Source organism: Halothiobacillus sp., from assembly GCF_028710545.1.
In the GTDB taxonomy this organism is placed as follows: domain Bacteria; phylum Pseudomonadota; class Gammaproteobacteria; order Halothiobacillales; family Halothiobacillaceae; genus Halothiobacillus.
This window is the reverse complement of sequence record NZ_JAQTTX010000048.1, coordinates 1-18,905: the sequence shown is the minus strand read 5'-3', so window position 1 is coordinate 18,905 and position 18,905 is coordinate 1. Positions and strand designations below refer to the sequence as shown.

General features: G+C 52.0%; 25 protein-coding genes. 14 read left to right on the top strand and 11 right to left on the bottom strand.

The features are described 5' to 3' along the window. Positions 1 to 527: 527 nt before the first annotated feature. Complete coding sequence (locus PHD44_RS10020; protein WP_300191136.1) at positions 528 to 1,796, bottom strand: D-amino acid dehydrogenase; 1,269 nt, start codon at positions 1,794 to 1,796, stop codon at positions 528 to 530. 183 nt (positions 1,797 to 1,979) lie between these two features. On the opposite strand from PHD44_RS10020, the gene PHD44_RS10015 reads away from it, so the two are divergent. The 14 genes from PHD44_RS10015 to PHD44_RS09950 all read left to right on the top strand — a co-directional run bounded on the left by PHD44_RS10015 (position 1,980) and on the right by PHD44_RS09950 (position 11,745). After that, a complete protein-coding gene (locus PHD44_RS10015; RefSeq protein ID WP_300191133.1) occupies positions 1,980 to 3,164 on the top strand; it encodes a carbohydrate porin in 1,185 nt (394 codons plus the stop codon). A gap of 90 nt (positions 3,165 to 3,254) precedes the next feature. After that, positions 3,255 to 4,088 (top strand): 2,3,4,5-tetrahydropyridine-2,6-dicarboxylate N-succinyltransferase, encoded by an 834-nt coding sequence (gene dapD, locus PHD44_RS10010; RefSeq protein WP_300191130.1) that lies wholly within the window; start codon positions 3,255 to 3,257, stop codon positions 4,086 to 4,088. A 611-nt stretch (positions 4,089 to 4,699) separates the two neighbouring features. Next, positions 4,700 to 5,320 (top strand): Uma2 family endonuclease, encoded by a 621-nt coding sequence (locus tag PHD44_RS10005; RefSeq protein ID WP_300191127.1) that lies wholly within the window; start codon positions 4,700 to 4,702, stop codon positions 5,318 to 5,320. Then, a complete protein-coding gene (locus tag PHD44_RS10000; RefSeq protein ID WP_300191124.1) occupies positions 5,317 to 5,880 on the top strand; it encodes a Uma2 family endonuclease in 564 nt (187 codons plus the stop codon). Before PHD44_RS10005 ends, PHD44_RS10000 begins: the two co-directional genes overlap by 4 nt. Positions 5,881 to 5,999: 119 nt before the next feature. Beyond that, entirely contained in the window at positions 6,000 to 6,194 is a 195-nt protein-coding gene (locus PHD44_RS09995) for a type II toxin-antitoxin system VapB family antitoxin (RefSeq protein WP_300191121.1), read from the top strand. Beyond that, entirely contained in the window at positions 6,191 to 6,592 is a 402-nt protein-coding gene (locus PHD44_RS09990) for a PIN domain nuclease (protein ID WP_300191118.1), read from the top strand. The genes PHD44_RS09995 and PHD44_RS09990 overlap by 4 nt, the downstream gene beginning before the upstream one ends. A 330-nt stretch (positions 6,593 to 6,922) precedes the next feature. Next, entirely contained in the window at positions 6,923 to 7,174 is a 252-nt protein-coding gene (locus tag PHD44_RS09985; protein ID WP_300191115.1) for a type II toxin-antitoxin system Phd/YefM family antitoxin, read from the top strand. Continuing rightward, positions 7,171 to 7,431, top strand: a complete 261-nt coding sequence (locus PHD44_RS09980; RefSeq protein ID WP_300191112.1) for a Txe/YoeB family addiction module toxin — start codon at positions 7,171 to 7,173, stop codon at positions 7,429 to 7,431. The genes PHD44_RS09985 and PHD44_RS09980 overlap by 4 nt, the downstream gene beginning before the upstream one ends. 179 nt (positions 7,432 to 7,610) lie before the next feature. Next, entirely contained in the window at positions 7,611 to 7,862 is a 252-nt protein-coding gene (locus PHD44_RS09975) for a type II toxin-antitoxin system prevent-host-death family antitoxin (RefSeq protein WP_300191110.1), read from the top strand. After that, a complete protein-coding gene (locus PHD44_RS09970; RefSeq protein ID WP_300191107.1) occupies positions 7,849 to 8,178 on the top strand; it encodes a type II toxin-antitoxin system RelE/ParE family toxin in 330 nt (109 codons plus the stop codon). Before PHD44_RS09975 ends, PHD44_RS09970 begins: the two co-directional genes overlap by 14 nt. 90 nt (positions 8,179 to 8,268) lie before the next feature. Beyond that, the gene (locus tag PHD44_RS09965; RefSeq protein ID WP_300191104.1) at positions 8,269 to 8,475 is read left to right on the top strand and encodes a hypothetical protein; all 207 of its coding nucleotides are present in this window, start codon (positions 8,269 to 8,271) and stop codon (positions 8,473 to 8,475) included. A 216-nt stretch (positions 8,476 to 8,691) separates the two neighbouring features. Beyond that, positions 8,692 to 9,801 (top strand): glycosyltransferase family 4 protein, encoded by a 1,110-nt coding sequence (locus PHD44_RS09960; protein WP_300191101.1) that lies wholly within the window; start codon positions 8,692 to 8,694, stop codon positions 9,799 to 9,801. After that, positions 9,794 to 10,720: an NAD-dependent epimerase/dehydratase family protein gene (locus PHD44_RS09955; protein WP_300191099.1), complete on the top strand. Its 927-nt coding sequence runs from the start codon at positions 9,794 to 9,796 to the stop codon at positions 10,718 to 10,720. The genes PHD44_RS09960 and PHD44_RS09955 overlap by 8 nt, the downstream gene beginning before the upstream one ends. Beyond that, complete coding sequence (locus tag PHD44_RS09950; protein ID WP_300191096.1) at positions 10,717 to 11,745, top strand: glycosyltransferase; 1,029 nt, start codon at positions 10,717 to 10,719, stop codon at positions 11,743 to 11,745. The genes PHD44_RS09955 and PHD44_RS09950 overlap by 4 nt, the downstream gene beginning before the upstream one ends. A 95-nt stretch (positions 11,746 to 11,840) precedes the next feature. Here PHD44_RS09950 and PHD44_RS09945 read toward each other — a convergent pair whose 3' ends face one another. The 10 genes from PHD44_RS09945 to PHD44_RS09900 form a co-directional block, all read right to left on the bottom strand. Then, positions 11,841 to 12,638: a glycosyltransferase gene (locus PHD44_RS09945; RefSeq protein ID WP_300191093.1), complete on the bottom strand. Its 798-nt coding sequence runs from the start codon at positions 12,636 to 12,638 to the stop codon at positions 11,841 to 11,843. A 46-nt stretch (positions 12,639 to 12,684) separates the two neighbouring features. After that, on the bottom strand, positions 12,685 to 14,133 hold the full coding sequence (locus PHD44_RS09940) for an O-antigen translocase (RefSeq protein WP_300191090.1): 1,449 nt from the start codon (positions 14,131 to 14,133) through the stop codon (positions 12,685 to 12,687). Further along, the gene (locus PHD44_RS09935) at positions 14,130 to 15,239 is read right to left on the bottom strand and encodes a DegT/DnrJ/EryC1/StrS aminotransferase family protein (protein ID WP_300191087.1); all 1,110 of its coding nucleotides are present in this window, start codon (positions 15,237 to 15,239) and stop codon (positions 14,130 to 14,132) included. The genes PHD44_RS09940 and PHD44_RS09935 overlap by 4 nt, the downstream gene beginning before the upstream one ends. Further along, positions 15,236 to 15,646 carry an FdtA/QdtA family cupin domain-containing protein gene (locus PHD44_RS09930; protein WP_300191085.1) on the bottom strand — a complete coding sequence of 137 codons (411 nt, stop codon included), beginning with the start codon at positions 15,644 to 15,646 and terminating at the stop codon, positions 15,236 to 15,238. Before PHD44_RS09930 ends, PHD44_RS09935 begins: the two co-directional genes overlap by 4 nt. After that, positions 15,646 to 15,975 (bottom strand): hypothetical protein, encoded by a 330-nt coding sequence (locus PHD44_RS09925; RefSeq protein WP_300191083.1) that lies wholly within the window; start codon positions 15,973 to 15,975, stop codon positions 15,646 to 15,648. Before PHD44_RS09925 ends, PHD44_RS09930 begins: the two co-directional genes overlap by 1 nt. Then, a complete protein-coding gene (locus PHD44_RS09920) occupies positions 15,965 to 16,525 on the bottom strand; it encodes an acyltransferase (protein ID WP_300191080.1) in 561 nt (186 codons plus the stop codon). The genes PHD44_RS09925 and PHD44_RS09920 overlap by 11 nt, the downstream gene beginning before the upstream one ends. Before the next feature lie 181 nt (positions 16,526 to 16,706). Next, the gene (locus PHD44_RS09915; RefSeq protein ID WP_300191079.1) at positions 16,707 to 16,922 is read right to left on the bottom strand and encodes a hypothetical protein; all 216 of its coding nucleotides are present in this window, start codon (positions 16,920 to 16,922) and stop codon (positions 16,707 to 16,709) included. A 207-nt stretch (positions 16,923 to 17,129) separates the two neighbouring features. Next, entirely contained in the window at positions 17,130 to 17,402 is a 273-nt protein-coding gene (locus PHD44_RS09910; protein ID WP_300191076.1) for a hypothetical protein, read from the bottom strand. A 461-nt stretch (positions 17,403 to 17,863) separates the two neighbouring features. Beyond that, a complete protein-coding gene (locus PHD44_RS09905; protein WP_300191074.1) occupies positions 17,864 to 18,271 on the bottom strand; it encodes a HepT-like ribonuclease domain-containing protein in 408 nt (135 codons plus the stop codon). Next, on the bottom strand, positions 18,261 to 18,659 hold the full coding sequence (locus PHD44_RS09900; protein WP_300191071.1) for a nucleotidyltransferase domain-containing protein: 399 nt from the start codon (positions 18,657 to 18,659) through the stop codon (positions 18,261 to 18,263). Before PHD44_RS09900 ends, PHD44_RS09905 begins: the two co-directional genes overlap by 11 nt. Positions 18,660 to 18,905 lie beyond the last annotated feature (246 nt).

Here is an 18,905-nt window from a genome sequence, read left to right as displayed (position 1 = left end):
GGGAGGTTTGCCCGAAATTCAGGAAATGGCTCAAGGATCGAGCAATCGACGCCATTACCCCATCAGCCTTGCCCAGCATGTCACGGGAATGTGCTCAAATCATGGGGCGGTGAAATATCCGGGTTAGAAGCTGTTAACAAAATCAAAAGTCTTCCAGACAGCACCATGCTAAACGAAGTGGGAGAATCCCCTTTGGGGCCGCCCTGGACTGACCTGTGGAGGCCGGGGGAATGGGCCATGGATGGCCAATTCAGCCTCGCCGTGACAGGAAGTCACGTCGAGGCGACCCGGCTGGAGCAGGTAAGGCCAGGGGTTGCCCGAAGGGCCGGCCCCATGGGGCGTGTTTCTTTCCCCTTTCTTTGCACGAGCAAAGAAAGGGGGCGCCCGCATGTGATCTCAGTGGATCGAAGAACGGGGCGGTTGGCGGGCGAAACAACACAAGCCTGTCTTGAAACCCATTGAAAGACCGTTGAAGGTTTGATCGCGTCCGTTTTAAGCTTGATTCTGTAAACACTCTCTAAGCCCGATCATACTTTGGATGAATCCACCCCGTTTTCCATCATTATGCCCGCCACCATCTCAGCCGTGGCGGCAGACAAGGTCCACCCCAGGTGGCCGTGGCCGGTGTTGTAATACACGTTGCCATGTCGACCTCGCCCGACCCGCGGCATCATGTTCGGCATCATCGGGCGCAAACCTGCCCAGGGAATAACCTGCCGCGTATTGATCTCCGGGAAATTGGCCTGAACCCAATCGACCAGCGGTTTGATTCGATCGGCTCGAATATCCCGGTTATAACCGTTGAACTCCGCCGTACCGGCAACACGCAACCGATCACTGCCCTCACTTCCCGCTGAATGCCCCGCAAAGCGGCTGGACACGAGCTTGGTTTCATCGTCCAGCAGGCTGACATTCGGTGCAGCCTGCTGGCTTTGCTCATCCGTCAGCGGCACGGTGATCGAATACCCTTTGACCGGGTAGACATTCAACCGATCGCCCAGGGCAGCGGCCAATTTTCGGCTATGCACCCCTGCACAAATCACCACGCCATCAAAAGTCAGCGTCTGCGGTGCTGTCGAACCCGGCAATTCTTCTGCGTCGATCTCGATTGTTTGCCCCGCGTGGCGGACGGCCACCACATCGCGATTCCACAGGAAGCAAGCCCCCGATCGCTCGGCCGCGGCCGCGAGACCGTTCGAGTACTTGTGGATATCCCCGCTGGCATCACTTTCAGTGAAATAGCCACCGTAAAACTGCCCTTTAAGCGTCGGTTCGATCGCTCGCATTTCTTCCGGCGTTACCGCCCGGCGTGGCAACCCGCCAGCAGCCAGCAGCTTCGAAACCCGCCCCGCGTGTTCAAACCCCGCTCGTGAACGGTAAAAATGCAGGATACCTTGCCTCTTCAAATCGAAATCGATCTGTTCTTGTTCCGCCCAGTCGAACAGATACTGCCGCGCGGCAATCGCAAGGCGTGTCGTCTCAATGGTATTTCGCTTGTAGTGCGGCACATTGGCGACAAACTCGGCAAACCAGCTCAACTTGTGCCAACTCGGTTTGGGGTTCACCAGCAAGGGTGCGTCCGGGCGCATCATCCATTGCATCCCATGCAAAATCGTGGACCAACTGTTCCACACCTCCGCATTCGAAGCCGAAAGCTGACCACCATTGGCATACGACGTCTCCATCGCGGCATAGCGGTTCTTTTCAAAAACCGTCACCGCAAAGCCGCGCTTGACCAACGCGTAGGCCGTCGTCACACCCGTAATTCCACCACCAATAACCGCTATTGATCGCATGAATCGATGTTCCTCCTCAGTTACCACGAACGTGATGGCAACAACACAGCAGAACAAGCCCGGAACGTGCCCGGAAAAGACAAGTCATAGCGTAACTTACTCCTGCGATCGATCCAGCCCCGGATGCAAAAATATTCAGCCGACAATACAAAAAAGAAATGAGACTGATTATCATTGCAATCCATGGATAAATCCTCCCACACCAAACTCATTGCCGCACTCTGTTTGATCGGCACATTGATCGTCGACCATACCGCAAAAGCCGACGACAACATCGACCCGATTATTGGCTCGGAGGAAATGCAGGATCTATCCCCGCCCACGGCTGCCAGCCACGCACCGCCATTGGACGAATCACAGATTTTTTCTCTATACGGCCACTGGGATACCGATTGGGTGAATAATCTCTCCGGCGGTATTCGTCGCGGCAACGCGCTCGATAGCGTCGCGGTGGGCGGTTTTACCCTCAAGGGCAATCGTCTTGGTCTGCCCAACAGCGTGTTCAATTTCTCACTCATGACGACTCGCGTGGGCGATGCCAATGCACAATTGATCGGCGCAGACACCAACCCGAGCAATATCGAGGGCAACCGCAATCGGCTGGTGCTCAACACCGCGTTCTGGCAACAGAACTGGTTGAACTCGTCTCATATTGCTCTCAACACCCGATTGGGTGTATTCGATTTGAACGCAGAATTCGACAGCACGGACAGCGCCGCGCAATTGCTGAACAGCTCATTTGGCCTCGACCCGACGATCACCGACAATTTCGCCGCATCGACATTCCCCAAAAACGGAACCGGGCTCGTAACCAGCATCGGCAGCGCCACCAATCCGGATACCGCCCCCTTCGCAGTAAAGGTCGGGTTGATTCAAGGCGATGTCGAGCAACAAACCCGGCCATTCTCTCAAGGCGTTTTGAACATCGCCGAAGGGCAATGGCGGCCGAGCGAGGGCACCGCCATCAAAATCGGTGGCTGGCAAAAACGGGGCAACGGCCAGCCGGATCTGCGCGGCGGCTATCTCAGTGCCGAAACGCCGCTCAGCTCAAGGCAACACCGGCATATCAGCGGCTTTATGCGCGCCAGCTTTGCCTCTGGCATGGATGCACAAGCCACCGGAGCGAACCGATACCTTGGCGTGGGCCTCAATTGGCAAGCACCGTTCGCGCATCGACCGGACGATTACCTCACGCTGGGCGCGGCCACACTGCATCTGAATCACAGCGGCGATAACGAGCGGCTGCTGGAAGCGGCCTACATCATGCAAATCACCCCGCGCATCTTTCTGCAACCCGACGTGCAATACATCCAACACAGCAACCAGCCCGATACCTGGGTAGCCATTGTCCGCCTGCATCTTGAATAACCACCACCCGCATTCCCCACGCATTCCCCACGCATACCAATGGCAAGCTGTTAGAATGTTGCATCGAAAAAACTTCCAGAGAGTACCCACATGACCGATCTCAACGCCCTGAAAAACATCATCGAAACCGCCTTTGAAGACCGCGCGAATATCACCCCGGCCGAGGCGCCCCAAGCCGTGCGCGAGGCGGTCAATACCGTGCTCGGCATGCTCGATGCGGGGCAACTGCGCGTGGCCGAACGCCGTGGCGTGGGCGATTGGGTCGTCAACGAATGGCTGAAAAAAGCCGTATTGCTGTCTTTCCGCCTCAACCCGAATGAAATTGTTCAAGGCGGCGACCTGCGCTATTTCGACAAAGTGCCGACCAAATTCGCCAACTGGAATCAAACGCAATTCGAAGAAGCCGGCATCCGTGTCGTGCCCAACGCCGTTGCCCGTCGCGGCAGCTTCATCGCCAAAGGCGCGGTGCTGATGCCTTCGTATGTGAACATCGGCGCGTATGTCGATGAAGGCACCATGGTCGATACCTGGGCCACCGTCGGTTCCTGCGCACAAATCGGTAAAAACGTGCATCTTTCCGGCGGCGTCGGCATCGGCGGCGTGCTCGAACCGCTGCAAGCCACACCCACCATCATTGAAGACAACTGCTTCATCGGTGCCCGCTCCGAAGTGGTGGAAGGCGTCATCGTCGAAGAAGGTTCGGTGATCTCCATGGGCGTATACATCGGCCAATCCACCAAGATTTATGATCGCGAAACCGGGGAAGTCAGCTATGGCCGCATCCCGGCGGGTTCGGTCGTCGTATCCGGCAACCTGCCGTCTAAATGCGGCAAATACAGCCTGTACTGCGCGGTGATCGTGAAAAAGGTCGATGCAAAAACCTTGAGCAAAGTCGGCATTAACGCATTGTTGCGGGATATTTGATTCTCAAGCGAGACGCCGCCGCTCACCCCCTTTCGTGAAAAGGGGAAGCGAACCTCGCAGGTTCTGGCAATGCGCCTCAACCCTGAACCAGCACCACGTAACAACCTCCCCCTTTGAAAAAGGGGGATCGAGGGGGATTTGGCGGCCTGGCCACGGTGTGACAAATCCCCCCTGCCCCCCTTTCCTAAAAAGGGGGGGGTGAGGTGGTGCCTTTGTAAAAAGGAGAGTGAAACGGTGAAATCTTGCGCCGCCCCCTTTGTAAAAGGGGGATCGAGGGGGATTTGGTGGCCTGGGCACGGTGCGACAAATCCCCCCTGCCCCCCTTTGCTAAAGGGGGGGGTGAGGTGGTGCCTTTGTAAAAAGAGAGTGAAATGCTGGAATCTTGCGCTTCCCCCTTTGAAAAAGGGGGATTGAGGGGGATTTGGCGGCCCGGGCACGGTGCGACAAATCCCCCCAGCCCCCCTTTGCTAAGGGGGGAATCTCACGGGTTCAGGCAATAAATGCCACTCTGAACCAGCACCGCACAAAAGCCAGTTCAAAACAGCACATTCATCGTACAACAACCAAAATACGGTACACTCAAGGCATTGAATCTCAACGGAACCGCTGCCATGAATGCCACTGCGACCGCCAAAGCCACTCCCTTCACACTCGATGATTTTCTCGCTTGGGAGGCCGCCGAGCCACTCCGCCATGAATTCATTGAAGGTGAGTCCTTCGCCACGACCGGCGGCACCGATGTGCACAACCTCATCAGCCTGAACACCGCCATTCATCTGCGCGAACACACCCAAGGCAAACCCTGCCGTGTGTTCATGGCCGATATGAAGCTCGTGGTTACTGCGGCCGATGCCTGCTTTTATCCCGATGTGTTTGTCACCTGCACGCCCGCTGATGCCGAGCGCGCCTTGGTCAAGCACGACGCGAAAATCATTGTCGAAGTGCTTTCACCCGGCACGGAAGCGTATGATCGCGGCAAAAAATTCAGCCACTATCGGCTCATCGACAGCCTGCAAGCCTATGTGCTGATCGCTCAAGATGAATACCGCATCGAAGCCTTTGCGCGCGCACCAGACAACCATTGGATGCTCTATGATGCCAGCGGTCTACACGCCACACTCAGCCTGCCAATGCAGGACGGCGAAATACTCAACCTGTCACTGGCACAAATCTACCAAGACATCTGCTTAAGCCCGCCGCCGCCACGACCAGACAGGGAGCAAACCACATGAGTACGCCAGCCGCCCATTTGCGCAACATTAGCGTCACCGATTACCTCAACGGTGAAGAGCACAGCGAAATCCGCCACGAATATATTGATGGCCAAGTGTACGCCATGGGCGGCGCCAGCCGACGGCATGGCCTTATCACAAATGCCCTGGCTTTTATACTCACACCCAAAGCGCGCGAAAAAAAATGCCAGCTATTTATTGCCGACATGAAAGTGCGGCTCAGTATTGGCGGCAAAGATATTTTCTACTACCCGGATTTAGTATTGAACTGCGATCCCGACGACCGCGAAACCCATTACAGTCGAACGCCGTGCCTGATTATCGAAGTGCTCTCGGAAACCACCGAGCGCATCGACCGCCGCGAGAAAATGCTGGCATACCAAACCCTGCCCAGCCTGCAAGAATATGTGCTTGTCGCGCAGGATTACCCTCAAATCGAAATCTACCGCCGCCGTGCCGACTGGCTGCCGGAAGTTCATGCCGAGGGCGCGTTCACCATTGAATGCCTTGATCTGACCGCCACGGTGGGCGAGGTGTACCAGGATATCGAGGGTATTTGACAATTGCCGAACTTGGCCTCGGTACCATCGATCAAAGCACCGTCTCTCGTGTCATTCGCTTTGCCGCATAGCCGATGTGCATATAAAATAACTTTTATACACACGAGGGACCAAACCCCATGCGCACCAATATCGAAATTGATGACAAGCTGATGAACGAGGTGCTCAAAATCACCGGGTTGCGCACCAAGAAACAAGCCGTGCAGTTAGGTCTAGAAACCCTGATCAAATTAAAAAAACAAGGAGAAATCAAGCGTTTCAGAGGCAAGCTATCATGGTCCGGCGATCTTGACGAGATGCGAAGCGATTCATGATTTTAGTCGATTCCAGCGTTTGGATTGACTACTTCAACGGTCACGAATCGCCAGAAGCAGAATGCCTGGACGGAATACTGGGTGAGAGCCCCGTTGCCATTGGGGATTTAATTCTTACAGAAGTACTCCAAGGATTCAGGCATGACAAGGACTACAAAGCAGCCAGGCGTTTACTGAACGAGCTTACGATATTTGAATTGCTCGGCACGAAAATGGCACTAAAAAGCGCGGATAATTTTCGCACCCTACGTAAAAACGGCATTACGATTCGAAAGACTGCCGATGTCATCATTGCCACATTCTGCATCGAGCAAAACATGCCCCTGCTGTTCTCTGATCGAGATTTCAACCCTTTTGTAGAATATCTCGGCCTGCGTAATGCCCTCCGCACGCCATAGGCACCCGATAATCCAGCCGATTGGCAGGTGAGAGGTGGTATCGGTGCAGCAATGCCTGTCCCCATACGCCTGCGCGGAAACCTTGGTAAATGCTGATTTATTCCACCTTTGGAATAACTCCGCTCGCTCATCGCGGTACCCGCCCGCGATGGCTCATACGAATCAAAGACTTATGTCTTTGTTCGTGTTGGGGTATCCTGTCCCAAGCGGGAAGCACTGAATAAATCAGCGCTTCTCTTGCGAATTAAGCGAACGCATTGACGGTTCATCTCATCAACCGTTACACTTTATGTACGGTTTAATGTACAGAATATGCTTTAGGTGCTCCCCATGAACGCGATCAGTTACACAGCAGCACGCGCCAACTTTGCTAAAACAATGGAAAAAGTGTGCAACGATCACCATCCGATAATCATCACGCGCAAGCAGGAAGCACCCGTCGTCATGATCTCTCTGGAAGATTATCAAGCCATGGAAGAAACGGCGTATTTGCTTCGCGCGCCAGCCAATGCGCGGCGCTTGCTCGAATCAATTGCCGAGCTCGAAGCCGGGAAAGGAAGCGAGCGCGAATTGATTGAATGAAGCTCATTTTTTCCAGCAAGTCGTGGGATGAATACCTCTATTGGCAGCAAACCGACAAAACCATACTGAAACGCATCAACACCTTAATCAAAGAAATTCAGCGCGACCCTTTTGACGGCATTGGCAAGCCAGAGCCCTTAAAATACAGCCTCACAGGTTACTGGTCTCGACGAATTAATGATGAACACCGGCTGGTGTATAAAATCTCGGACGAGCAGCTATTCATCGCTCAACTTCGCTACCACTATGCGTATTGAGCCTGAGCGCAAATGGTTAACCGACAGGCTCCCAGGGGCAACACGGTCAGATTCGCCTTCAACGCAATCCGATGAATAGCACCCCCTCAAAACCTGCCCCAGATTATCATTCAAAGACGTGTTTGAATCGCGCTTAAAACAGAGCTATATTCGTACCCAAATCTGCAAGGTAAACAATTATGGACTCCATCTACGCCGACTACTCCATTAGTATGACCGAATTCAAAAAGAACCCGGCGCAGGTCTTGCGAACGGCAGGCGAAAAGCCGGTCGCCGTGCTCAACCACAACCGGCCCGCGTTCTACATGGTGAGCCCCAAACTGTTTGAAGCCATAGCCGAAGAGCTATCCGACAAAAACCTACTCGAATTGGCACGTCAGCGTTTAATGCGCAAAGACAGCGCTATTGAGGTGGATATTGACCAAATCTGATGCAAGCCCAAGTGCGACACGCTACCGGCTAAAATTCCTACCGGAAGCCCTTGACGAATGGAACGCACTCGACGGCAGCATCAAAGAACTATTGCGAAAATTACTCAAAAAACGCCTCAACGAGCCCCATACACCGGGTGCGGAGCTGCATGGTGACCTACGCGGGTGCTATAAAATCAAACTGCGCAAACATGGCTATCGCCTTGTGTACAGCGTCGAAGATGATGTACTGATTGTGCTCGTCCTGGCCATCGACAAACGCGAAGATATGGCCGCTTATCATTCGGCCCTTGGTCGCCTAATTTCTGGCCAATAGCAAGCAGCTCGGACACAGTGCAGCGGAATCCGGGCTACGTGCTGAAAATTGCCGAGCGAATCAACTGCACAAGAAGGCACTCAAAACGATATGGAACATCACCCCAAAAAAACCGCCCTGCTGATTACCCGCAACCTGCCGCCGCTCGTTGGCGGCATGGAACGCTTGGTTTGGCATATCGCCGCCGCGCTGGCGCAGGAATATATCAATTGCATGTCATCGGGCCGGCGGGTTGTAGCCTTACCGCGCCATTCGCTTTGCCGGTGTAAAATGCATCGGCATGGACTGGTATATTAAATATCCGAGGAGCACCCATTCATTGCCCAGATTTGTTGCCATTATGACGATTAAACCCGTGGTGAAAAAATCACCGCATAGCTTGGGAGACAGCACGGAAACACTCCTGAACCAGTGTTGCCATTCCTCGGGTTGCGCCAAGCGCCATTCGGGCACAAACGACTCTCATCACAAGGAAAGTGTTTTCTGAGAACTAACGCCCCTCTTCGCGTACTCATGGTCAGTACATCTTATCCCGCCGACCTGAATGATTGGCGTGGGCTGTTCATCCGCCATTTGACCGATGCCTTGGCGCGTCGCAAAGACTTGCGCGTGAGTCTGTGGGCCCCACCGGGTGAGGTCCATCCTGATGTGATTCAAGTTGCCAGCGCACATGAAACAACTTTTCTTGCGCAACTCATGCAAAGTGGCGGTATCGCCCACTTATTGCGTTCCGGCGGTGTGCGCGCCCTCGTCGCGCCATTGCGCTTGTTGATGGGGCTACGCGCCGTTTATCGTCGCAGCGACGCTGATCTTTATCACGTCAACTGGTTGCAAAATGCCCTGCCTCTGCCCAATGATGGCAAACCGCTATTGGTTAGTGTGCTGGGTACAGATATGCAGTTATTGAATAAGCCCATGATGAAGTCGATGTTGCGGCATGTTTTCGACCGTCATCCCACCGTAATCTGCCCCAATGCTGGCTGGATGGTTAAGCCATTGGAAGCCGCCTTTGGCAAGGTCGCCAAAGTGCGTTTTGTACCCTTTGGGATTGATCCCATGTGGTATGCCATTCCCCGCGCCGAAACACCGCTCGCCATGCCCACGCGGTGGCTGGCTGTCACACGCTTGACCCGCGCCAAACTTGGCTCATTACTCGAATGGGGAGAACAGTTTTTCAACGGACAGACTCGTGAATTGCACCTGTTTGGGCCGATGCAGGAAACCATCGACTTACCCGACTGGGTGCATTACCACGGCCCCGCCAGCCCGGAACAACTTTGCCGGGGCTGGTTCCCCGGTGCGCAAGGGCTGATTACGCTCAGTTGCCATGCCGAAGGCCGCCCGCAAGTCATGCTGGAAGCCATGGCCGCCGGGTTGCCGATTATCGCCTCCCGCTTGCCCGCGCATGAAAACATTGTTTTTCATGGCGAAACGGGTTGGCTGTGCGACAGCGCAGAGGATGTCGGGCAGGGTTTGCAGCACTTTGAAAACATGGCCGAAAATCACCGTGCGGGTGATGCCGCACGGGCTTGGGTCGGTCGTGAAATCGGCACCTGGGATGACTGTGCGGCACGCTATACCAACCTCTACCAACAGCTGATCCATAGGGCATCTCATGACTGAGGCGGTTGCTATTCTTGGGGCGAATGGCTTTGTTGGCAGGCACCTTATGGAGCGTTTAGCTGAACGCGGTCAACCCATCATCGCACTGGTTCGTAGCAATTCGAGAAGACCCTTTCCATCCGGGGTCGAAGTTAGAGTGAGCGAGTTCTCCACACCTGAAGATTTCAATGGCATTCTTGCCCGATCGCACACCATTATTCATGCTGCATCCGTTTCAACTCCCGGACAAACAGCCGGTCGCCCGCTTGCCGAGCTTGACGGAAACCTGCGATTAACCTTGGCGTTAACCACTGCGCTACAACACGCGCCACACTGCCGCCTGATTTATCTTTCATCGGGCGGTACGCTGTATGGTGATACCCATGACCACCCCGCAAATGAAAACGATGTATTGCGCCCCCGCTCGTATTACGGCGCAGGCAAGGCCGCATCCGAGCACTTCATCCATGCAGCGGCAATGCAGTTTAATCTTGCTGCCACCATTTTCAGGCCATCCAATCTGTACGGCCCTGGGCAGGGGCTACGCAATGGTTTCGGTATTATTCCCACAACTTTTGACCGCATTCAGAACAAAACACCGCTCACACTATGGGGCGATGGCAGCGCAGTGCGAGATTATCTCTACATTGATGATTTTATTCGACTTTGTTTGCACATTATCGACAAGCCAATATCAAGAGGAACACAGATACTCAACGCGGCTTATGGTCATGGTGTTAGTCTGAATGATTTGATTGACACCATTTGCCGCATCACGGAACACCCCTTATCCATTGTGCGAGATGCCAGCCGTACCGTGGATGTGGCGCGCATCGAACTGGATGTCCATGCCGCACAGCGTGCCTACGGCTGGACAGCCGAAGTCTCGCTTGAAGAAGGCATTGCCCGCACTTGGCGCTGGTGGCAGGGACTGGCATGAGCCAGCCAACCATCTCAATCTGCATCGCCAATTACAACGGCGAAGCCGTACTTGTTGATTGTATCGACTCCGTACTGGCCCAGCAGGGGCAAATCGAGCTGGAAATCCTCGTTCACGACGATGCCTCCACCGATAACTCAATCAACCTGCTGCGCGAACGCTACCCGCAAGAGCGTTTTCCCTATCTGCACATTATTGAAAGTAGCGAAAATGTGGGTTTCTGCATCAGCAACAACCGCATGGCTGCGCAGGCCAAAGGTGAATACTTGCTCTTACTGAACAACGACGCAGCGCTTGCCCCCGATGCGCTGCAAACCCTGCTTGAAGCCGCGCGAGCCCAAACACCGCAAGGCATTCTCACGCTGCCTCAACACGACTGGCAAAGCGGAGAACTCGTTGACCGGGGCGACCTGCTCGACCCGTTCTACAACCCCATTCCGAATCTTGACCCCGCACGGCGCGATGTCGCCATGGTCATCGGTGCCTGCCTGTGGATTCCACGCACCCTGTGGAAAAACTTAGGCGGATTCCCCGAGTGGTTTGAATCCATCGCCGAAGACATGCAGCTCTGTTGCCATGCCCGCCTCTCGGGCTACCCGGTACAAGTAACCGAAGCGAGCTTCTATCGCCATCGTCAAGGCGCAAGCTTTGGTGGCAACCGCGTCAACGCCAACCGCCTTACCACCACCTATCGCCGTCGTCGGCTCTCCGAGCGGAACAAAACCTATGTGATGATTCTGTGCAGTCCGCCCTTGCAACTTTGGATCACCCTGCCGATTCATCTTGCGCTGCTGGCATTTGAAGGCATTACCCTCGCCCTCATCAAAGGAGATAAGCGATTGTGGAAAGACATTTACGCGAATGTGTTTACCAGCCTTTTCAGAAATGCAGGCCGATTACGCAAGGAGCGCCAGAAAATTCAGCAAATGCGCAAGCTAAGCACTGCGGACTACACCAAGGGTTTTAGTTGGGTGCCTCGCAAGTTACAAATGTTACTTCGGCATGGTTTGCCAAAAGTTTCATAACAGGCAAACCACCGCTTCAATGGCGCAGACCAGGCTCATTAATGGTCAGGTTTTATTTGGGAAAAGACCACCGTTCAGGATAAACCTTAAAAAACTCATCTACCAAGGAGTATCTTGGTAATTCGGCACAGAATCAACTTCAAATAGGCAATCGAAAAGATTATTCTACGTGGATTTTTTAAAGAATTTAAATCTTCAATTTTTTGAATTTGAAGTCCAATGCAGTTTTTTAAGTTGGCCTTGCTTAATTTTTTGGTATTACTTATGCCTGATCCAGTTCTGTAGTAAAGCAAAGGCTTATTGATAAAGTGCAACCGATCATGCAGCATTGCTCTAAACCCAAGGACTTGATCCTCATACGCGTCATTATTTTTGATCGATCCAAACAGTCTATATATTTCTTTATTCCAAGCACCAGTAGCACCCAAATAGATTGACTGCGACCATGCTGCTCTTGCTATGGATTTATTTAATAACTCTTTTGGTGGCAGCACGGTATCTTTTACTTGGCTTTCATTGTCCATTGCTATTGCCAAGTGGTGAATCACTAAAGCCCTTGTATCTTTGAATTCCGCAACTATTTCACTGGTTCTTGATGGCAGTGAAATATCATCACCAGCAGCAGCAATGATGAATTCCCCTTCGGAAATATCGAAAATCTTATTTATATGCCCAATTAGACCAATGTTTATGGGGTTTCTATTCAGAATTAACTCATGAGGCCCGGAGTAGTTGGCCGTCTCTTCTTTTATAAGATCAAATGTTCCATCAGTGGAAGAATCGTCAGATATAATTATCTGTAACGGGGTGTAGGTTTGATCCAGAGCAGACCTAACCGCATCTCGAATAAATTTCTCTTGGTTATATGTAAATAGCGCATATGTAACAAGCACTTTTCACCTCCATTGAATTTTAAATACACCCATTGAGTAGATTGATTTAGCAAGTCGACCTGAGGTGCCCTTTGAGTTTCGAAATACTATATATTAAACCCACTGCAGTTAATGATAGCCCCAATACAACCCCGTAGACCTGATCATAATGATCGATAACGGCCACTGCTACACAGGCCAATGTTATTATGATGATAAGCCGCACTACGGCAATACTCCATCGAAATCCTGTTCTTTTTTTAGCAAGCCAATAAACAACAGGTAAATAAAAAATGTACATAAAAAGAAAGGAGATACCTGTGGCTGTCACCCCAAAATAGGGGATTGCAACCCATGTAGAGCCAAGCATAATGAATGCGCCGAGTGATTCGGTTAACATAAAGGTTTTACTATTGGCTGCAGCTAAAATGATGAACCCAAGAGGCCAGCTCGCTAATTTCAAAATATCTCCTAGTATCTGCCAACGTAAAATTTCTGCCGCAGGTTTGAAATCCTTGGTGTAAAGAATTTCTATCACCCAAGGAGCAAGTGTCATCATGGCGATTAATATCGGCCCTGAAAACAATAAGGCAATCTCTGTTTGTTCATTAACTAACCTATTGACGGCCGGGTGATCTTTGATGATGCCTGTTAGGCGTGGATAGTAATCAGTAGCCATTGCACCCAACACAAAACCAATATATGTCATGGATATCATCCATGAGGCAGTGAACTCTCCTAGTGCTACTGGCCCTAGCTCTTTCTGAACCATGCTCCGTATTAATAATTGGCCGATTAAAAAGGCTGCGCCAGCGATCATAAAGGCGCCGCCAAGTCGAATTAGATTTTTCCATTCTGAATAAATTTCGGACAAGTCTTTTGAGTTGGCTCTAAATTTTTGCAGGCCGGATGCATAAATATAGCTAATTATTAGATTTGAAAATGGAACTGATATTATAAGAATAATAATGCCGTTTTCGCCGAAAGCAAAAATTGCCGGTATCCCGACGACTGTTGATAATACAGCCGCATAAATATTAACTCGCGCAATATGTTCAATTTTCCTCAACCCATTGAGAAGTGCAATTTGTGATCCCGCCGCGATTGATAATGTAACCCCAAGCGCCATCCATCCCACGAGATAGCTCAATGATTGGTCGTTTAGTGTGAATGCGGCAATCGGGGCGCGAAATATCCAAACTATAAGCCCACCCACTAGCGCAAGTATTAAAGCCCCCCAGATTAAAGCATGTTGTGTGGCTGCAAGTCTTTCATCATTATCTTGCGAAGCTGCCGCTATTTGACGTGTGCCTGAACTGGTTAGGCCAACACCTGCTAATGCAGTTGCTGTTACCATAATTTGCTGAAGTATGCCGATCAATCCGACTCCAGCAGGTCCCAATAAGACGGCAGCAGCCTTCATCCGTATTATTCCGAGAATGATATTTATTACGGAGGCGACACCACTTATGTAGGATGCGCGCAAGATTTGACGATACGAAGATGTTTCTTTCATCTGGCCTCTAATGCCAACTTCACACACTGTGTTGTTTTTTCTAATTCTGATAATGAGAGATGTGGGCCAATCGGCAGACTCAATAACTCATTCGCCAAGCGAGAGGCTACCGGGAAATCAGTTTGCCTGAATTTCATCGCGCTATAAGCTGCCTGTTTGTGAGGAGGGATTGGATAGTGAATCAGTGTATTTATGCCTAGTTCCGTTAATTTTTTTTGAAGTTTATCTCTGTTCGCGTGACGGATAACAAATAAATGCCAAACTGGCTTGATCCGGTTAGGTGCTGAAGGAAGCGTGCATCTTAACTTTCCTAATTCTTCCAGATAGTGATCCGCTATAGTTTTTCGACGCAAATTCCATGAGTCGAGGTATTTCAATTTGATGCGCAGAACCGCTGCCTGAATGGGATCTAGCCTGCTGTTATAGCCAATAACTTCGTTGACATACTTAACCCGAGAGCCATAGTTGCGTAGCACGCGGATACGGTCTGCGATTTCAGGATCATTTGTAGTTACTGCCCCGCCATCACCCATCGCCCCCAAGTTCTTACCCGGATAGAAGCTCCAAGCTACGGCATCGCCATGCCCGCCTATGCGTTTTCCTTTGTAGCGAGCGCCATGCGCTTGTGCGGCATCTTCAAGTACTTTCAATCCGTGCCGTCTGGCAATTTCAAGAATGGGGGTTAGATCAGCGGGTTGCCCATAAAGATGAACAGGCAGAATCACTTTTGTGCGATCGGTGATGGCTGCTTCGATGCGAGCAGGATCAATGTTATATGTCGTCTCGTCAGGTTCTACGGGTACTGGCGTAGCACCACAGTGGCTCACGGCCAACCAAGTCGCAATATAAGTATTGGACGGCACGATAACCTCATCGCCCGCGCCCACATCCATCGCGAGGAGTGCCAAATGAAGTGCATCCAGCCCGTTAGCCACGCCTATGGCGTGGTCTGTTTCGCAGTAGGCCGCATATTCAGCCTCAAAAGCTTCAACTTCGGAACCGAGAATGTACCAACCGCTATCGAGAACACGGGCAACGGCGGCATCAATCTCATTTTTAAGCTCCAAATACGGGACACGAAGATTCAGAAAAGGAACAGAGTTCATTGCACACCTTGGGCAGCGAGGTAGTCTGAATAATCGCGGTAGTAGTCTGCCTCATCGTAGTGATTGGAGGCCAGCACCATGCATACCGACCCTGATGAAAAATTGTCCAGTTCTCGCCAGATCATCGGGCAAATGTATAAACCGTTATAGGAGCGGTTCAGGTGGATGCGTTGTTTTTTCCTACCATCATCCAGAATGACATCAAAGCTACCAGACATGGCGATGATGAGTTGATGGAGCCCCTTGTGTGCATGACCGCCACGCTCTGCGCCACCCGGCACATCGTAAAGGTAATAAACCCGTTGGATATCAAAAGGAATATGACGATGACTTTCAATAAAAGTCAAATTTCCGCGTGGGTCATGGATTTTTGGGAGATCAATTATTTTACAAAGCTCAAGATTCATCATTGTTCCTTAACTTGAATGGGGTTGGGTAGAAATTTTCGGTATTTCATTCGTGATTTGGCTATCGCGACTGAATCGATTTGGTAAAAGTAGTCTCGATCGGTCTCAAGAATGCGCATCGATCCGAAGCGTTCATGAAAACGCCAAACATGCTCATTTTCTTTTCGCACATCAAAATGTGCTTGGTCTTTTTTAGTCGCATAACTTTCAAGCCAAGCACGCTGCCTCTCTAAATCAAATGGGGTATAAGAGAGGTACTGTGCTTTCTGCAAATACGTTCGCAAACCTAGAATGAATGCCGCATCCGTAGCGTCTGCGTTACGGAGCACGAGAGTCCGACCATGGATTTGTTGTGCTTTTCGAATCGCGGGAGGGGGCATCGCCGCATTCATGCGAGTGATTTTCGGAGCCGACAATTCGAGCAGGATTGCCTCGAACAATGACATTGGCAGGAACGGATTTTGTGACAACCGAACCGGCGCCAACCATTGCCTTCGCGCCGATAGTAATGCCGGGCAGAATGACTGCCCCCCCCCCGACAGAACAGCCTTTTTCGAGAATTGTAGGCGGGAAACTGTCTGGCCACACCTTAGAGCGTGGGAACTTATCATTGGTAAATGTGACATTGGGGCCGATGAATACATCATCTTCAACCCGCAAACCATCCCACAGTTGAACCCCGTTCTTTATGGTGACTCGATCACCAACCACGACATCATTCTCAATGAATACCTGAGCACAAATATTGCAGTCTCGGCCGATAAGAGCCTCTGGCAAGATTACAACATATTGCCAAATGGAAGTGCCTTCACCAATTTGATCGGATTGAACATCAGCCGTTGGGTGAATTCTCGCCGACTTGGCAGTGACTTGATTCATTCAAATTATTCTCCAAATTGCCCTGTGGTTAAACCTTGCGCCCCCATAGGATTTCCTACAACTGAATATCCGCTTCATCGTTATTCAATATGTGTTTGAGGACGTAGAGCACGCGATTATCTTTGCCTAGTGCGTCGTCGATGCGTTGATCGCCCAAGCGTTGTTGCAAGCGTGCTAGCCCCTATTTCTCTCCATAAACCGCATCATGATCCTCCGAAACCAGTAAAAAGCGCATGAATTCGCCTTCGCGGAACACCAGTGCCCTTGCCGACCGCGTGGTGCGGATCGAATACACCTGATCTATGCCTGCGAGGGCTGAGATGCTGCTGATCTTTTCCCAGCGCAAGCCTTTGTCCTGATACACCATCCGCCATGTCATGCCGCTGATTTTTTTCATAGCACTTACGCAAAAGCGCCCCCGCTGCGTTAAAGCACCTCGCCGTACCAGGTTGTACTGTCTTCGGTGCTTTGCCTTGCCGGAACACTTTTGCGTGAGTCCTATTTCAGTGTGCCAAGACATTCGGCTTGTGCCCGCTTTTCCAGAGCGAACAGGATTTGCTGGAAGTGGGGGTTATTTAGCTCGAGCTTCACCGAGGCATGGGTATTAACCATGTTCTTGGACATTAAAGTCATTGGCCAGCGCGTCGAGGTCGGATTCTTGCGCCGGGTGTTCGACCGCCCAAGCCATGGCCGCGTACAGTGGTGCAGCAACGGCGGGTTGGTGTAGCCAGGCTTCATTGTCGGGTATGACTTTGGCGGTGCGAATCAGTAACACGCCGGGTTCTCGCTCTTCAATAAGTACCTGTTTGCCCGCATAGCTTTTGCCTAATGAGATTTGGCCGTTGCTGCCCACCGTTTTAATTAGAGTTTGTGGCATGCTGTTTCTCATAAAATCCTATATTCGTGAACTGTAGGCTGAAGCTTGGGGCGGTGCAAGTGACCCGCACATTGTTCGTATTTCTGAGCTTTCGCATGGGAGCAAATACCGGATCAAAGCGCGATCCCCCTCACCCCGGCCCTCTCCCACAAGGGGAGAGGGAGTCTCATGCCCCTCACCCCCAACGCGAAGCTGGCGAAGCCCGCACTCTCCCACAAGGGGAGAGGGAGTGTTGCCCCTTTCCCCTTCATGGGGGAAGGATGGGATGGGGGTGGCGAAATTGGCACCGGCCTGTTGCAGCTTCCCCCCTCACCCCGCCCTCTCCCACAAGGGGAGAGGGAGTGTTGCCCCTTCCCCCTTGATGGGGGAAGGTTGGGATGGGGACGGCGAAATTGGCACCGGCCTGTTGCAGCTTCCCCCCTCACCGCGACCCTCTCCCACGAGGGGAGATGCCCATCGGGCTAATGCTGTCGCATGAGAAAACGGGTGATGAATTGGTAATCTTCATCAAGAATCAGTTGATGAATCCGTTCTATGCGGATATTCATGTAGTCGTGCACGATGCGGTTACGGATGCCGATGAGCGCATTCCAGTGCGGCAAATCCGCGGCATCGAGCAAATGGATCGTTACGAGCGCGGCAAAGGCATCGTAGGCGGATATGGGTACGGGTTGGCCTTGGGCTTTCAGCCATTGCTTGGCTTTGCCGATGGCATTTTCAATCAGCATTTGCAGGGCGTGGAGCACGCCGTTGTTTTCCAGTGCGCTGAGGTTGCGCGCCGATAGGAGGATGACACGCGCTTCGTCGAGTATCGCGGTTTGTTCACTGGCGATGCGCTCGGTTTCCGCCTGATAGAGATCAAGCCGCATGGTGCCGATTCTCTGTCATTTTCTCGAATGCCGCTTCTTCGAGCTCTCTCCAGGTGCGCCGCAGATACCGCGCCCAGTCATCCGTGTTTTCACCTTTGAGTGGACGCCCCTCTTCAGCAACCAAGGCACGCATGGCAAGGTTGCTGTCGGCAAGATCGATGAGGTCGACCCTGCTTTCGGGCTCATGTATCGCTGCGGCTATCGCCCGCCGCAGGGTTTCAGTTTCGCCCACCCGCTCCAGCCAGCTCATCATCGGGCGCCAGTGAATGGCAATATCCCAGTCGCTGTGCGCGTGAATATTGCCCGTTACGCGGCTACCCACCAGCACGGCAAAATCGACTTGCGGCTGTTTTTCCAAAATGCGTTTGATCGATTCGAGGGGTTCCATAATGCGCTACCTATTGTGAGCAAATAGTTAATGGAATCAGTCTATCAGTATATTGTTTATCCCCACGCTTTTAGGTAGAGCGCATAACGAATCAAGGTCAATCTGCCCCCCTCACCCCGCCCCTTGTATGTTTCATTTTGCCGGACAAGGCGGGTAAATTGTTAGTCGATTTTGTCTGGCCCGGCAAGGCAGCTCGTCTACCCCTTGGGACTCCAAGCCCGTGGGAGAGCAAGGAGCGTCGTGCCG